This window comes from Flavobacteriaceae bacterium (genome assembly GCA_014075215.1).
In the GTDB taxonomy this organism is placed as follows: domain Bacteria; phylum Bacteroidota; class Bacteroidia; order Flavobacteriales; family Flavobacteriaceae; genus Polaribacter.
On the sequence record CP046177.1, the window covers coordinates 665,678 to 680,727 of the forward strand.

Below are 15,050 nucleotides of genomic sequence, written 5' to 3' on the forward strand. Positions count from 1 at the left end.
GATTATGCCAGATACACAAGTAAAATATTCTGATGAAGACTTACAGGAATTCAAAGAAATTATATTAAAAAAAATCAAAAAAGCGGAGGAGGATTTAGCATTGTTAGAAAGCTCATATAAAAACGGATTAAATAATGGTACGGATGATACTTCGCCTCAATTTAAGTCATTTGAAGAAGGTTCTGAAACCATGAGTAAAGAATCAAATGTACAATTAGCTATTCGCCAGGAAAAATTTATCAGAGATCTTAACAATGCACTTATCCGTATAGAAAATAAAACCTATGGAATCTGTAGAGTTACCGGGAAATTAATTCAAAAAGAACGGTTAAAATTAGTCCCACATGCTACATTGAGCATAGAAGCAAAAAGGAGGCGATAAATAAAAAGTACATTAAAATTTATTGCGAGATTAAGTAAATTCAATATCGGAAATGTCATATTGGGTTATTTAAATTTGCTTGTACGCGATGTCATGTCCGCTTGTCAAGTGGCAACTTTATCACTAACATGGTGCTGAAAAGATATTTTATTTTCGGTATTTTTTAAGTTATTGACTCCTGAAAAATGCGATAATATTTCTATTTTTACTTTCTAATTTTAAGATTTTATGTCTAAAAAGCACATTGCATTACTAACGATTATAGTAGCTGTTTTAGTAGATCAAATTACCAAGATTTATGTAAAAACACATTTTGAATATAATGAATCTGTTAAGGTTTTTGATTGGTTTCAGATTCTTTTTGTTGAAAATAATGGAATGGCAATGGGTATAGAACTTGGAGGAAATCTTGGAAAGCTCTTTTTAACATTATTCAGGCTATTAGTGGTTCCGGTGATTGTTTATTGGCTGATAATAACATTGAAAAAGAATATGCCAACGGTGGTTGTAGTAGCAATTGCATTGATTTTTTCAGGAGCTATCGGAAATATTATCGATTCTGTTTTTTACGGAGTTATTTTTGATAGCCCAAAAGGAGGAGGTGTAGCCACGCTGTTTGCAGAAAATCCATACGGATCGCTATTTCACGGGAAAGTAGTAGATATGTTTTATTTCCCCATTATTAAAAATGCTACCTGGCCGGAATGGATTCCTTTTATAGGAGGTGATTCATTCAGTTTTTTCCCGTATATCTTTAATCCGGCAGATGCGTATATAACAGTAGGAGTAGCTTTACTGTTCATATGTAGCAAAAAAGCATTTCCTAAGGAAGAAAAGGAAAAATAGGACTTATATTTACTCGTTAAAAAAAGCTGTTTTTATTTGAATATTTTTAATCCGGATTTAAATCGGAAAAAGTATTTATACTGTTTTAACTTTAAGCATCATCATTTTTCTTAAATAATTTTAACTTAGCTACATGTCTACCGAGCTTTCGCTTCAAATACAAACCTTACCGGGCACTCCGGGAGTTTATCAATATTTTGATAAAAGCGATGTGATTATTTATATAGGAAAAGCGAAAAATTTAAAAAAAAGAGTGGCTTCTTATTTTACAAAAAATCATGAGAATGCAAAAACCAGAATATTAGTAAAAAAAATTGCCTATATCAAACATATTGTTGTAAATACTGAGACAGATGCTTTGTTGTTAGAAAATAACCTGATTAAAAAATACCAACCCAAATACAACATTCTCTTAAAAGATGACAAATCATATCCCTGGATTTGCATAAAAAAAGAATGCTATCCAAGAGTTTTTATGACCCGAAGAGTTATCAAAGACGGCTCTGAATATTTTGGACCCTATACAAATGTGAGAACTGTCAGGGCTTTACTGGAACTCATTAAAGAATTATACCCTATACGGACTTGTGCATACGATTTGAGTAAAGGCAAAGTTGATTCGGGCAAATACAAAGTATGTCTCGAATATCATTTGGGTAATTGCAAAGGACCTTGTGAAGGTTTCCAGACAGAAGATGATTATAATCAAGCTATCAAATCAATTAAAAATATTATCAAAGGAAATTTTAAAGAAAGTTTAGAGCGGTTTCGACACATGATGGCTGACTATGCAAATCATATGAAATTTGAAGAGGCTCAAAAAATCAAAGAAAAAGTAGCATTATTGGCAAACTATCAGGCGAAGTCCACCATTGTAAATCCTGATATTAATAATGTAGATGTGTTTTCTATCATTTCGGATGAAAGCTATGGGTATGCAAATTTTTTCAAAATTGCAAATGGAGCCGTCATTCAATCACATACCGCAGAGATAAAAAAGAAACTGGCAGAAACCGATAAAGAATTACTAGAACTATTTATTGTTGAGATCAGACAGCGATTCAACTCTGTCTCTCAAGAAATCTATGTGCCTTTTAAAGTAGCTGTGGGAGATTCTGTAAAAGTAACGGTTCCTAAACTGGGAGACAAAAAAAGAATTGTAGAGCTCTCTCAGCGTAATGCAAAATACTACAGACAAGAACAATTTAAACAAATTAAAATTGTTGATCCGGACAGGCATGTAAAAAGAATAATGGCACAAATGCAAAAAGATTTACGTCTTACATCGGAACCCAGACATATAGAATGCTTTGATAACTCTAATATTCAGGGAGCACACCCTGTGGCAGCGTGTGTTGTATTTAAGGATGGAAAACCAAGTAAAAAAGAGTATCGCCATTACAATATAAAAACAGTAGAAGGCCCAAATGATTTTGCTTCCATGGAAGAAGTGATTTTCAGGCGATACAAAAGATTGATGTCAGAAGGCGAACCATTACCTCAACTCATCGTTATAGATGGAGGGAAAGGACAATTATCCTCTGCCTTAAAAAGTATGGACCTCTTAGGATTGAGAGGTAAGATTGCCATTATTGGCATTGCAAAAAGATTGGAAGAAATATATTATCCCGGAGATGCTGTTCCCTTGTATTTAGATAAAAAATCGGAAACATTAAAGATAATTCAATTTTTAAGAAACGAAGCGCATCGTTTTGGAATCACTTTTCACAGAAATAAAAGAAGTAAAAATGCTATTCAATCCGAATTGAAACAAATATCGGGTATTGGAAAACAAACCATCATTACACTATTAAAAAAATTCAAATCGGTAAAACGTGTTAAAAATGTTACATTTGAGGAACTGGAAATAGTGGTCGGAAAGAGTAAAGCAAAAAAAATAGTTGATTATTTCCATATCCGATAGCATGAAAAAAAAGGTGTTTTTATTATTATTCCTACTCCCTGTTTTATTGATAGCTCAAACAAAAGAGCCAAAAATAGGTTTGGTTTTAAGTGGAGGCGGTGCCAAAGGGTTTGCCCATATAGGAGTCTTAAAAGAAATAGAAAAAGCAGGCGTAAAAATAGATTATATAGGAGGAACCAGTATGGGTGCTATTGTTGGCGGGTTTTATGCCGCAGGATATTCTGCCTCCCAGATTGAAAAAATGGTGAAGGAAATAGATTTTGTCAGTTTACTACAAGATAAATTACCCAGAAACGCACTGCCTTTATTTGAAAAAGAGTTCGGAGAGAACTATGCGTTAACCTTACCTGTAAAAAATAATAAAATAGGCCTGCCAAGGGGTGTTTCCAAAGGGCAAAATATATTAAAACTATTAACGTATTTATTATCTCCCGTAGATACGATTACTCATCTTTCTAAGTTGCCGATTCCTTTTTTTTGTATAGCTACGAATGTTGAAACGGGAGAGCAGGTAATTTTAGAAGAAGGTTCTTTGCCTTTGGTTTTAAGAGCAAGTGGTTCATTTCCTACCTTTTTAAATCCTGTAGAGGTAAATGGAAAATTATTAATTGACGGAGGTGTTGTAAATAACTTCCCGGCCGAATATATGAAATCTAAAAATGTAGATTTCATCATTGGAGTAGATGTACAGGGGCGTTTAAATAAAAAAGAAAAATTAAATTCGGTAGTATCTATTTTAAATCAAATTGTAAATTTTCAGACATATGGGAAAAGTAATCCACAAAAGAAACATGTAGATATTTATATCAAACCCCGGATAGACACCTTTAATGCGGCTGACTTTGCTAAAAAAAATCAAATACTAAAAAAAGGCGATGAAATTGCACTACAATTTCAGGAAGTTTTTGAAAAAATAGCAAAAATACAAAAGGCAGAAGATATTCGCCCTGAGCTAAAAATAGATAAGGAAAAATATCATATAAGTAAGATTACTGTTTCCGGGACCAACAAATACACAAGAGCATATGTCCTTGGAAAATTAAACTTACAAATAGGTGATAGCATCACATATAAAGAATTAGATAAAAAATTAGACTTTTTAACAGCTACTGATAACTATGAAAAAATAGAATATATGCTAAATAAACAAAAAGAAGGAAATGAACTTCGTATTTCTTTACAAGAACAAAAACATCAGGCAAATATTAGATTGGGAGCTCATTACGATCAATTGTACGAAACAGGCATTTTATTAAATTACAATAATAAAAGACTGCTTATCAGTAACGATCAACTTTCCTTGGGAGTGGTTTTAGGAGACAGAATCAGATATCATCTAAATTACTTTGTTGATAACGGTTTTTATGTGAGTTATGGTTTTAGATCCAGATACAATCAATTTAACACCAATACTAAATTTAGCTTACAGGAAAACCAAAACATAAATAAGATCAATGTTAGTTATACAGATTTTACAAATATGGCTTTCATACAAACCACATTTGACAGAAAGTTCGCAATAGGAGGAGGTGTGGAATTGAAAAAAGTGGCGATAAAGACAGAAACCATTGGTACGGAAACCAGCAATACTACTACTTTTGATGACAGCAATTATTTTAATCTTTTAGGATATTTAAAATTAGATACATATGATCATAGCACTTTTGCTACTAAAGGGTTTTATGCGGATTTGGGATTTAAGTGGTATGCTTTTTCATCTGATTTTAATAGGAACTTTCGATCATTCCCCCAATTAAAAGGAACCTTAGGTTTTGCGACAACTTTTTTAAAAAATATTACGTTTCAATACACTAATGAAGCAGGCTTTTCTTTTAATAATCCTGTTTCTGACGTATTTGATTTCTATTTGGGAGGGTACAACAAAAATTATATTAACACCTTTTTCTCTTTATACGGTTATGAGTTTGCCGAGGTATCCGGCAACACCTTTTTAAAATCCGAATTTGAATTTAGATATCAGTTTGCTAAAAATAACTACGCCAGTTTTATTGCAAACTATGCAAGGGTTAACGATAATGTTTTTAAAGATGGAGACCTTTTTAAAAATACACTTTCGGGATATGCCATTGGATATAGCTTAAAAACTTTTGTAGGGCCTATTGAATTTAAATATAGCTGGTCTCCGGATACAAAAAAACATTACTGGTTGTTCAATCTTGGTTTTTGGTTCTAATGCCATGATGCTTTTGCAAAATAAGAATAGATTCTACATTTATTGATTTAGCTTCAAACTTCTTCTTTCACGAAAATTTTAAATCTTCAAAACCAGTAGGTCACTCCAGTTTCAAATTTCCTTCGGATGTTGAATTTTTTTACCAAATTGACGCTGTAAAGGTCTCCTGTAATTACATATCCAAAAGCCGATATAAAGTCCCCGATAATTTTTGTTTAAAAAACCTATATCAGGAACGTACAATTATGAACTTTACAACTTGAAACTTTCTAACTTTTAAACCGTATGCTAAGAAAATAGGCTGGTCATTAAATAATTTATATATTGTGAATATATTAACCCGTTGTGCATTTTGATAAAATTCGTCAATTCGAGTAAATTTTTCGATTGAAAATGAGAAAAATTTGTATCGAGAATAGAATTTTTGCTCTAAATATGTTCTCGATACGATTTTTCGTAGCTCAAAATCACTCGAACTGACGTTTAAATTTACTTTTTAGTTCAAAATGCACAACGGGTTATATTAATTATTATGTACAACATTATGAGTCGAGAAATTGCCGGAATTCAATTAGCTATTCAATATTTAAAAAAGGCTCTAGTTTAAAATTGCGTTGATATTAATTTTTGATACTTCAATCCAATATTTTGATATTTTTGATACGCATTAATATGTTCTGACACTTTATTTACAAAGGCATTGAGTTTATCGTTTCTATATTTTAATTTTTCTTTGATGCGATACCAGTTCAAATATTGTTGCAAGTATTTGGTAGATACTCCCCAAAACTTGTTATCTATCCATTTCTTAACTCTGTTATGAGTTGAGTTGACATGTTGTATATGATACACTTTGTTTTTGACACGTTGTTTTATGACGCCTTTTAGAGTGTGATGCTCTATTTTATTGTCTATTGCAAATCCTTTGTAGCTTAGATGTGTGTCCCTACATAAAATGGCTTTACTTGCCTTTATTCTGCTGCCAATAGCATTTACAATATCTATTTTCTTTAATCTTCCCATAGTGGCTACAGTAATATCTGGATTAGATGTTCTATCTTGGGTTACAATAACAGCTACTTGATCATTACTGATGCCTTTGGTTTTAGAGCTACCACCACGTTTTCTTGATTCCCGATGATTTACTGGTCGCCCTTTTTCTGAATTTAAAAAGAAGGTCTCATCACTTTCTGTAATGCCTGTAAAATCATCTTTATCGTTTTCTGATAATGGGACTAATATCTTATGAGGCCAGTCAAAAGCCGTTTTCTTGTTTATCGATAAGGCTACTTTTATCTTATCTAAGCTCTTTTCTTCTAGCATTAATTTAAGGTAGTCATCAATCTTGTCCTTATGTTGCAAACCTGCCATCCAAGTACCTGTGTATTCTGTAAAACTGCGTTTGCAGGATTTACACTTATAGCGCTGAGAGCCTTTGTCAATACCAAATTTTACATACTTTGGATGCGAGCAATGGGCGCAACAACCTAACTTATTGTCTAATAAAAAACGCCTAGATTCTTGGCTTCTTACCGTTGGAACTGAATCTTTTGGTGATGTTGACAATTCTTTTAACAATTCCTGCCTTTCAGATTGGGAAAGTTTGGAAATTCCTCGCTTTATTTCTTGTAAATTCATGTATTAAATATACAAATAATAGCTGTTATTAACTAGAGCCTTAAAAAAACTTAATGGTCAGCCTTTTAACCCCAATGAGAAAACATCGGTATTTAATCCTTTGGTATCTATAGAACCGGCTGATGAAGAAAATACTTATAAGATAACGATGATTGCCTGTGTTCCGGATGCATCACTTTTAAAAGTAAAAACCGAAATAGAAAGTGCTATAGCTGTAGACTCAAACAATATGATTTTTGTAAAATATAACGGAATTTCCCGTATTGCTGTAAGCTTCCCCTAATTAGAACTGTTTAAATTTCTAATATTTGATAAATTTATTGTTTTAATTCTCTTGGAGTTAGCCCCAAGAGAATTAATTTCTGCGTATTTTATTGGCGATAATCTACCAAGCCCGTCATGGGGTCGATGATGATTATAATCATACATCCAATCTTGGGTTTGTTCTCTTACTTGGTTAATGTTCTCAAAAATATATTTATCAATAACTCCTCGCCTATAAGTTCCATTAAATCTCTCTACAAATGCATTTTGAGTTGGTTTGACAGGGTGAATATAGGTAAACTCTATGTCATGCATTTGGCTCCATACAGCGGTGATATTAGCAATGAACTCCGGGCCATTATCCATACGTATCTTATTGGGCTTTCCTCTTCTATTAACAAGATCGTTAAGTACCCAAAACACACGATTACTTGGTAAAGAAAAATCTACTTCTATATGTAATGCCTCTCTATTACAGTTATCGATAATAGTAAAGGCTCTAAAACGTCTTTTGTTCTCAAGGGTATCGGTAACAAAATCCATACTCCATGTATCATTAAGATTTTCCGGAACCTCTAATGGTTCTTTCACTCTAGATGGTAATCGTTTTTTTACTTTACCACGTAGAGGAAGTCCTAATGCTTTGTAAACCCTATACAATCGTTTATGATTCCATGGTTTGCCTTGATTACGTAAACGACTATAAGCCTTCCAAAAACCTTCTTCTCAATGTTGAACTGCTTTTTCTTGTAAAGCGAGCTCTATCTCAGTATCGGCTTTGGGTAACGGTTTATAATAATAAACACTCTTGCTCATATTTAAGACTCGGCACGCCCTGCTAATACCATAATGTGCAAGTGTTTTACTTATCGTTCTCTTACGGCAAGGCTTTAAAGCTTTTTTGCAATAACCTCTTTTGCCATTTGATGATCTAAGGCTAGAGAAGCATACATCTGGTTGAGCATCCGGTTCTCACCCTCAAGCTCTTTGACGCAACGTAACTCTCCGGAACTCATCCCGGCATATTTAGAACGCCACTTGTAAAAAGTTGCTGAAATAAACCCATGTTCCCTGCTAATCTCTACAACTGTTTTCCCTTGATCAAACTCTTTCAAAATCTTTGCAAGATGTGAAGGTGAAAATTTACTCTTTCGCTTTGTTTGTCTATTGAAAGTTAAAATTAATCTTTCTAATTTTAAACAGTTCGGTTTTTAGGGAAGATTACAATTGCCAGCTTATCTTAGATAAAAATTAATAAAGAAATTATGAAAAAAATAGTTTTATTTTTGATAGCAATAACTTCATTTATGCAGGCTTGCTCACAAAAAACGTATAAGGATTATATTGAAAAAGAACAATGTAAAAAAAATATTAGTCATCTATGATAACTCTGAGAATGCTTTTTTATTCTGGGATAGTGATGATAAATTTAAAGGCAAAAAATTTACTTTTAAAGATTCTAAGCTTATTAAAGAAAAGAAAGTTCGTATAGACGATGATATACTAACATTATTAAATGATTCATTTAATAATGTTGAGGCATTGAACAAAATAGATAATAACCAGTGCTCAGATAAGGTAAGAATTTGTAAAAGAATTTACTTAAAAATATATGAAAATAACCCGTTGTGCATTTTAAATAATGCTGATTTTAATGTTGTTGATATTTCTATTAAAGATAAATTTGTTGATGTATTGAATTACAGTTAAAGCAGATATCTTAGATATTATTCTTGTTTTAAATCCTTCAAAAGTTTTAGCATAGTTTCTTCGAATCATAAACTGGTCATATAATTGTGAGAACAAAGTTTCTATACGTTTTCTAGATTTTCTAAAAATATAAGCTTGTTTCTTATACTGATTTTGATTATTTCTCATTGGTGTATTTAATTTAATATCATAGGTTTCAAATAAATTAAGTTGAACTTCTGCGGATAAATATCCTCTATCACCAATTAAAGTAGCGCTTTTAATCTGCATTTTAACCGCTTTAAGATAATTGATATCATGTACAGATGCTGGACTAAAATCGATACTCTGAAAAACACCGCTCACAGAACAAATTGCGTGCAACTTATACCCGTAATAATTAGTACCTTGAGATGCACAATAACCTTTGTCTGGAAAGGTATGCATTGTTTCTTTGCAGATTTTAGAACGATAACTTCTTGATAATTTGCAAACTTCCAAAGGCATACTGTCAACGATAAAATAATTCTCAAATTCATTAAAGTAGGAAGCTAATTTTAATCGAATACTGTCCAAATGATCTAATAATCTACGCCTTCTTTTGTTATAAACACTTCGTTCTATTTTCTGGTAAATTGCAATTGGGAGTTTCCTAAACAAATCATTCTCGCTATCAATTCCCATAAATTCTACCGTTAAACTTAAACTGATGAGTTCTAAATCACTAAGTTTAGGTTCACGCCTTTGATAAATTAAAAGCTGTTCTTTTGATATTTTTCTTAATACTTCCAATATTCTTTCGTAATTTGCATTTAAGTTGTTCATTATAAATGATTTGTGATTAAATCAATTTACTGATTTTCAGTAAGATGAACAACCTTTTTTGTCCTAAATCATAATGCACAACGGGTTATATTTATTTAACAATACCGAAAATTTAACTAACAAAAAGCTTGTGGCTTAAGTCGTTTATTTTTTGTACTATATTTGGGGTAAAGTCCAGTAATGTGTTCAACTATATTGAGTACGGTTTTACTACCTATGGTAGAAGTTAATGAAGCTATCTTGATATTGCATTGAGACAGTTGCTTTTCTATTTGTAATTTTGTCATTTAATTTTTTACCATGGAAAAACTTAAAAAGCGTTGGGGGATTACTTCAAATATTCAAATTATACTTATTCTTATAGTATTTGCCATTAATGGTTCTTTTGCTGCATGGGTGACAGCTCCTGTCACCGAGTTTGTCGGCTTAAAAAGTACAACAACAAATGGCTTTATCTATTGGTTTTTAAGGATTTTACTCGTTTTTCCTATTTATCAGTTAACATTGCTTGTTGTTGGATTTATTTTTGGTCAGTTTAGGTTCTTTTGGAATTTCGAGAAAAAATTTCTAATTAAAATCGGTTTTGGTTTTTTGTTTAAACATTCAAAAAAATAGTGAATGCATCTATATTTTTTTGATGAAAGCGGGAAAAAAGAACATTTTATAACCAATTATAAATGAATCCAGTATGTATTTTTCGGATTTTTTGTCTAAAATAAACCAAATTCAAACTCAAAAATTAACAGGCCTAGACATTCAATTCAAATTAGCTCCCAAACTTAGACTACAGTATGACAAGCAAAAAATAGCTGCCAATCATCCTAAAAAAGCAGCTGTTTTATCATTGTTTTATCCTACTAAAGAAAATAAGGTCTGCTTTTTATTGACACTCAGAGCTAATTATAATGGGAAACATGCAAATCAAATTAGTTTTCCCGGTGGCAAAATAGAAATAAATGACCGCAATTTAAAAGAAACTGCTTTAAGAGAGGCTTCCGAAGAGACAGGTATTCTAAAAAAAAATATAAAGATCATACGGGAGGTAACCGATGTATACATTCCTCCCAGTAATTTTTTAGTAACTCCGTTTTTAGGATATACGGAAGTGAAACCGGAGTTTAAAAAAAACTACGAGGTATCGAAATTAGTTGAAGTATTGGCTGAAGATTTACTAAATGAACACAATAGATCGTCTACTATAATACAGACTTCTTATATGAAAAAAACGGAGGTTCCCTGTTTTAAATTGAATGACCATATTGTTTGGGGTGCAACAGCGATGATACTCAATGAAATCAAAGAATTGTTAAAATAACTTTAGCCCTTATAATACTTTTGTATTTTTGTTACTAACAAAGCATATAAATTATGATGAATGCCTTTATTTAAAAGGAATCCTTTCGGGCATATTTTGTTTGTTAAGAAATGGCTGGTCAGAATTTTAGGAGTTATTTCTCATGGCAGATACAGAAGTTTTAATAATCTTCGGATTGAAGGTTCGGATATTATACGGAGCCTTCCTGATAATAATGTATTATTCATTTCCAATCATCAAACTTATTTTGCAGATGTAGCTGCCATGCTACATGTTTTTAATGCTGCACTAAAAGGCAGAGAAGATACTATTAAAAATATAGGATATATATGGAATCCCAAATTGAATATATACTATGTAGCAGCCGGAGAAACCATGCGTTCGGGTTTACTGCCTAAGATATTTGCCTATACCGGTTCTATTTCCATAGAAAGAACTTGGCGTAGTGCGGGCGAAGATGTAAACAGGCAAGTTAAAATGTCAGATATTTCCAATATCAGTAAGGCTTTAAATGATGGTTGGGTAATTACGTTTCCGCAGGGGACAACTACTCCTTTTAAACCTATTAGGAGAGGTACTGTACATATTATTAAAAGTTATAAACCGATAGTTGTTCCTATTGTAATTGATGGTTTCAGACGATCTTTTGATAAAAAAGGGCTGCTTATAAAAAAGCGCAATGTTTTGCAATCTATGGTTATCAAAGAACCTCTGGATATAGATTATGAAAATGAATCCATAGCCGATATTGTTACCAAAATTGAATATGCTATCGAACAGCACTCTTCTTTTTTAAAAGTGATAAGCATAGAAGAATATATGAAACAAGAGGCGGAATTAAATAAAAAAAGAGAATTTTGGAATTTATAAATCAATTTGTTTTTTGATTGAGTGGCATGAATTAAAAAATTGAAAGATTGAACGATTAAAAGGTTAAAAGGTTAAAAAAGTTGAAAAATATTTTAATGATTCCTTTTAAATATTTGAGACCTTTGCAGAATTGATTTGGCAAAAAAGTTCGACGCCCGAAGAAAATTTTGAACCGGAATAACCTATTGGTTTTGAGGATTTAAAATTTTCGAGAAGGAAGAAATTTGAAATCAAATCAATTCAAGTACGGAATAGATCACTATTTTGCAAAGGTCTCTATTTAATAGAAATCATCTTAACTTACACCATTTATCACTTGAAATTACCGGTATTAAATAAAAAAATAGCTGTTTTTTTTGAAAAGCGATAACTATATTTGATAGATTTTAATCTACTATCAAAAATACTTATATGACTATTACACAATTAAAATCTCTCCTTTCGGTAGCAGAACACAAGAACTTTACAGTTGCAGCAGAACACAACTATATAACACAGCCTACATTAAGTATGCAAATTCAAAAATTGGAAGAAGAATTAGATGTTCAGCTATTTAACAGATCTAAAAAACCTGTTGAATTGACCGACATTGGTGCAAAAATAGTTCAGCAGGCAAAAATTGTTATGGATGAGAGTAACCGAATTACCGATATCGTCCATCAACATAAAGGCTTTATCGGAGGTGAATTTAAACTCGGAATCATTCCAACGATAATGCCTACACTGCTTCCCATGTTTTTAATTAATTTTAGACATACATACCCAAAGGTAACACTCATTATAGAAGAATTGACCACCGAAGAAATTATACGAAAATTGACAGATGGCCATATAGATGCAGGTTTGGCTGCCACCCCGCTTGAAAATGGAACCATCAAAGAAAAGCCTTTGTATTATGAACCTTTTGTAGGTTTAATTCCGGAAGGGCATCGCCTTTTTAACAGTAGGCAAATTGATATCGATCAATTGGAGATGGATGACATTCTTTTATTGGAAGACGGACATTGTTTTAAAGACAGTGTCATTAATTTATGCAGAACTTATAAAGAGGATAGTGCAAAAGGATTTCAACTGGAAAGCGGTAGTTTTGATACACTCATTAAATTGTCCAAAGATGGATTGGGAATGACTTTACTCCCTTATTTACATACTTTAGACTTAAGTGAGAAAGACAGAAAATATTTGAGAGAATTTACGGCTCCGCCCCCTGCAAGAGAGGTAAGTTTGATTTATCATAAATCTCAATTGAAGATGCAGATAATAGAGGCTTTAAAAGATACCATTGACGGAGTGGTAAGAGGTGCTATTTCTTTTAGCGATGTAAAAATTATCAGCCCTTTACAAAATGAATCATAAAAACTGATATTATCCGTACATTTTTACTCTTAACTCCTTAATTTTGGCATCTTCCAAATATTCGTCAAAAGTAGTATACCTGTCTATTACCCCTTTTGGAGTGAGTTCAATAATTCTGTTAGCAACAGTTTGTGCAAATTCGTGGTCGTGGGTGGAAAACAATACAGTTCCTTTAAAATTAATTAAGGAATTATTCAATGCTTGAATCGATTCCAGATCCAAGTGATTTGTCGGCTCATTCAATACTAAAATATTGGCTCTTTTCATCATCATTCTGGACAGCATACAACGCACTTTTTCTCCCCCGGACAGTACATTGCTTTTCTTTAGAGCTTCTTCTCCGGAAAAAATCATTTTTCCTAAAAAACCACGTAAAAATACCTCTTCGCGTTCTTCTTCCGTCTGTGCATATTGGCGTAACCAATCTATCAAATTCAAATTTCCATCCTGAAAAAAACCCGAATTATCCAATGGTAAATACGATTGTGTTGTTGTAATTCCCCATTCAAATTTTCCCGATTCCGCTTTTTCATTATTCATAATAATTTGATAAAATGCAGTAATAGCTCTGGAATCTCTGGAAATAATAGCCACCTTATCCCCCCTGCTTAAATTGATATGCACATTACTAAATAAGGTTTCGCCTTCAAAAGTTTCACTCAACCCTTCAACATTCAAAATCTGGTCTCCGGCCTCTCGTTCACTTTTAAAAATAATTGCCGGATACCTTCTGCTGGAAGGTTTAATTTCGTCTATATTTAATTTTTCAATCATCTTTTTTCTACTGGTCGCCTGTTTAGATTTGGCTACATTAGCAGAAAATCGCCTGATAAATTCCTCTAGTTCTTTCTTTTTATCTTCGGCTTTTTTGTTTTGCTGCGCTCTTTGTTTGGCTGCCAGCTGGCTAGACTCATACCAAAAAGTATAATTTCCCGAATAGTGATTAATTTTACCAAAATCAATATCGGAAATATGTGTACATACTGCATCTAAAAAATGCCTGTCGTGCGATACTACAATTACAGTATGGTCATAATTTGCCAAAAAATTCTCCAACCAGGCAATTGTTTCAAAATCCAGATCGTTTGTAGGCTCGTCCATGATTAATACATCCGGATTGCCAAATAAAGCCTGGGCAATTAATACACGTACTTTTTGTTTACCATCCAAATCCCTCATCAGAGCATAATGCAAATCTTCTTTAATCCCCAGATTTGACAGCAATGCTGCTGCATCGGAATCTGCATTCCAACCGTTCATTTCTTCAAATTGTACTTGTAATTCTCCTATTTTTTCTGCATTTTCATCTGTATAATCCGCATATAAGGCATCAATTTCTTTTTTTATTTTAAATAATTCTTTATTCCCCATTACCACCGTTTCCAGTACGGGAAATTCATCAAAAGCATAGTGATCTTGAGATAATACGGACATTCGTTTCCCCGGATCCAGGTATACCTGACCGGAAGCGGGTTCTTGTTTTCCTGACAAGATTTTTAAAAAAGTAGATTTTCCGGCACCATTAGCACCGATAATACCGTAACAATTTCCTTGAACAAATTTTGTATTTACCTCATCAAACAAGACCCTCTTACCAAACTGTACAGATAAATTAGAAACCGATAACATTTTTGTGCTTTTAAATTTGCTGCAAAAGTATAAAAATGATTTATTTTGTCTACCCTATTAAACCCTGTTTTTAAAGCCGGGTAAAGAATTCATCTAATGTTCAATTGATAAAAATGAG

General features: G+C 32.5%; 13 protein-coding genes and 1 pseudogene. 10 read left to right on the forward strand and 4 right to left on the reverse strand.

The window, feature by feature from the left end; genetic code table 11:
- Window positions 1-4: 4 nt before the first annotated feature.
- The 4 genes from GKR88_03345 to GKR88_03360 all read left to right on the forward strand — a co-directional run bounded on the left by GKR88_03345 (window position 5) and on the right by GKR88_03360 (window position 5,346).
- Window positions 5-382, forward strand: a complete 378-nt coding sequence (locus GKR88_03345; protein ID QMU63400.1) for a TraR/DksA family transcriptional regulator — start codon at window positions 5-7, stop codon at window positions 380-382.
- A 228-nt stretch (window positions 383-610) separates the two neighbouring features.
- The gene (locus GKR88_03350) at window positions 611-1,228 is read left to right on the forward strand and encodes a lipoprotein signal peptidase (GenBank protein ID QMU63401.1); all 618 of its coding nucleotides are present in this window, start codon (window positions 611-613) and stop codon (window positions 1,226-1,228) included.
- Window positions 1,229-1,361: 133 nt separating this feature from the next.
- Window positions 1,362-3,152: an excinuclease ABC subunit UvrC gene (uvrC, locus tag GKR88_03355; protein QMU63402.1), complete on the forward strand. Its 1,791-nt coding sequence runs from the start codon at window positions 1,362-1,364 to the stop codon at window positions 3,150-3,152.
- A gap of 1 nt (window position 3,153) precedes the next feature.
- Window positions 3,154-5,346, forward strand: coding sequence for a patatin (locus tag GKR88_03360; GenBank protein QMU63403.1), 2,193 nt, complete (start codon window positions 3,154-3,156; stop codon window positions 5,344-5,346).
- Between the two features lie 603 nt (window positions 5,347-5,949).
- Here GKR88_03360 and GKR88_03365 read toward each other — a convergent pair.
- Window positions 5,950-6,984: an IS1595 family transposase gene (locus tag GKR88_03365; GenBank protein QMU63404.1), complete on the reverse strand. Its 1,035-nt coding sequence runs from the start codon at window positions 6,982-6,984 to the stop codon at window positions 5,950-5,952.
- A gap of 100 nt (window positions 6,985-7,084) precedes the next feature.
- Between GKR88_03365 and GKR88_03370 the strand changes: the two genes are divergently transcribed.
- Window positions 7,085-7,267, forward strand: a complete 183-nt coding sequence (locus GKR88_03370) for a hypothetical protein (GenBank protein ID QMU63405.1) — start codon at window positions 7,085-7,087, stop codon at window positions 7,265-7,267.
- Here GKR88_03370 and GKR88_03375 read toward each other — a convergent pair.
- Window positions 7,264-8,429, reverse strand: a pseudogene (locus GKR88_03375) (IS3 family transposase). The gene GKR88_03370 and the pseudogene GKR88_03375 sit on opposite strands and share 4 nt — an antisense overlap.
- A gap of 163 nt (window positions 8,430-8,592) precedes the next feature.
- Between GKR88_03375 and GKR88_03380 the strand changes: the two are divergent.
- Window positions 8,593-8,958: a hypothetical protein gene (locus GKR88_03380; GenBank protein QMU63406.1), complete on the forward strand. Its 366-nt coding sequence runs from the start codon at window positions 8,593-8,595 to the stop codon at window positions 8,956-8,958.
- Here the strand turns inward: GKR88_03380 and GKR88_03385 are convergent.
- Window positions 8,884-9,762: an IS982 family transposase gene (locus tag GKR88_03385; protein QMU63407.1), complete on the reverse strand. Its 879-nt coding sequence runs from the start codon at window positions 9,760-9,762 to the stop codon at window positions 8,884-8,886. The genes GKR88_03380 and GKR88_03385 overlap by 75 nt on opposite strands.
- Window positions 9,763-10,062: 300 nt before the next feature.
- Here GKR88_03385 and GKR88_03390 point away from each other — a divergent pair, with 300 nt between their 5' ends.
- The 4 genes from GKR88_03390 to GKR88_03405 all read left to right on the forward strand — a co-directional run bounded on the left by GKR88_03390 (window position 10,063) and on the right by GKR88_03405 (window position 13,303).
- Window positions 10,063-10,377, forward strand: coding sequence for a diacylglyceryl transferase (locus GKR88_03390; protein QMU63408.1), 315 nt, complete (start codon window positions 10,063-10,065; stop codon window positions 10,375-10,377).
- Window positions 10,378-10,450: 73 nt separating this feature from the next.
- Window positions 10,451-11,077, forward strand: a complete 627-nt coding sequence (locus GKR88_03395; GenBank protein QMU63409.1) for an NUDIX domain-containing protein — start codon at window positions 10,451-10,453, stop codon at window positions 11,075-11,077.
- A gap of 60 nt (window positions 11,078-11,137) precedes the next feature.
- Window positions 11,138-11,947 carry a 1-acyl-sn-glycerol-3-phosphate acyltransferase gene (locus GKR88_03400; protein QMU63410.1) on the forward strand — a complete coding sequence of 270 codons (810 nt, stop codon included), beginning with the start codon at window positions 11,138-11,140 and terminating at the stop codon, window positions 11,945-11,947.
- 411 nt (window positions 11,948-12,358) lie between these two features.
- Entirely contained in the window at window positions 12,359-13,303 is a 945-nt protein-coding gene (locus tag GKR88_03405) for a LysR family transcriptional regulator (GenBank protein ID QMU63411.1), read from the forward strand.
- A 9-nt stretch (window positions 13,304-13,312) separates the two neighbouring features.
- Here the strand turns inward: GKR88_03405 and GKR88_03410 are convergent, their stop codons facing one another.
- A complete protein-coding gene (locus GKR88_03410) occupies window positions 13,313-14,932 on the reverse strand; it encodes an ATP-binding cassette domain-containing protein (protein ID QMU63412.1) in 1,620 nt (539 codons plus the stop codon).
- Between the last annotated feature and the right edge of the window lie 118 nt (window positions 14,933-15,050).

What these genes read in the sequence shown, in the direction of transcription:
- GKR88_03345 (QMU63400.1), top strand. Translation starts at nt 5, where the DNA reads ATGCCAGATACACAAGTAAAATATTCTGATGAAGACTTACAGGAATTC.
- GKR88_03350 (QMU63401.1), top strand. Translation starts at nt 611, where the DNA reads ATGTCTAAAAAGCACATTGCATTACTAACGATTATAGTAGCTGTTTTA.
- uvrC (QMU63402.1), top strand. Translation starts at nt 1,362, where the DNA reads ATGTCTACCGAGCTTTCGCTTCAAATACAAACCTTACCGGGCACTCCG.
- GKR88_03360 (QMU63403.1), top strand. Translation starts at nt 3,154, where the DNA reads ATGAAAAAAAAGGTGTTTTTATTATTATTCCTACTCCCTGTTTTATTG.
- GKR88_03365 (QMU63404.1), bottom strand. Translation starts at nt 6,984, where the DNA reads ATGAATTTACAAGAAATAAAGCGAGGAATTTCCAAACTTTCCCAATCT.
- GKR88_03385 (QMU63407.1), bottom strand. Translation starts at nt 9,762, where the DNA reads ATGAACAACTTAAATGCAAATTACGAAAGAATATTGGAAGTATTAAGA.
- GKR88_03390 (QMU63408.1), top strand. Translation starts at nt 10,063, where the DNA reads ATGGAAAAACTTAAAAAGCGTTGGGGGATTACTTCAAATATTCAAATT.
- GKR88_03395 (QMU63409.1), top strand. Translation starts at nt 10,451, where the DNA reads ATGTATTTTTCGGATTTTTTGTCTAAAATAAACCAAATTCAAACTCAA.
- GKR88_03400 (QMU63410.1), top strand. Translation starts at nt 11,138, where the DNA reads ATGCCTTTATTTAAAAGGAATCCTTTCGGGCATATTTTGTTTGTTAAG.
- GKR88_03405 (QMU63411.1), top strand. Translation starts at nt 12,359, where the DNA reads ATGACTATTACACAATTAAAATCTCTCCTTTCGGTAGCAGAACACAAG.
- GKR88_03410 (QMU63412.1), bottom strand. Translation starts at nt 14,932, where the DNA reads ATGTTATCGGTTTCTAATTTATCTGTACAGTTTGGTAAGAGGGTCTTG.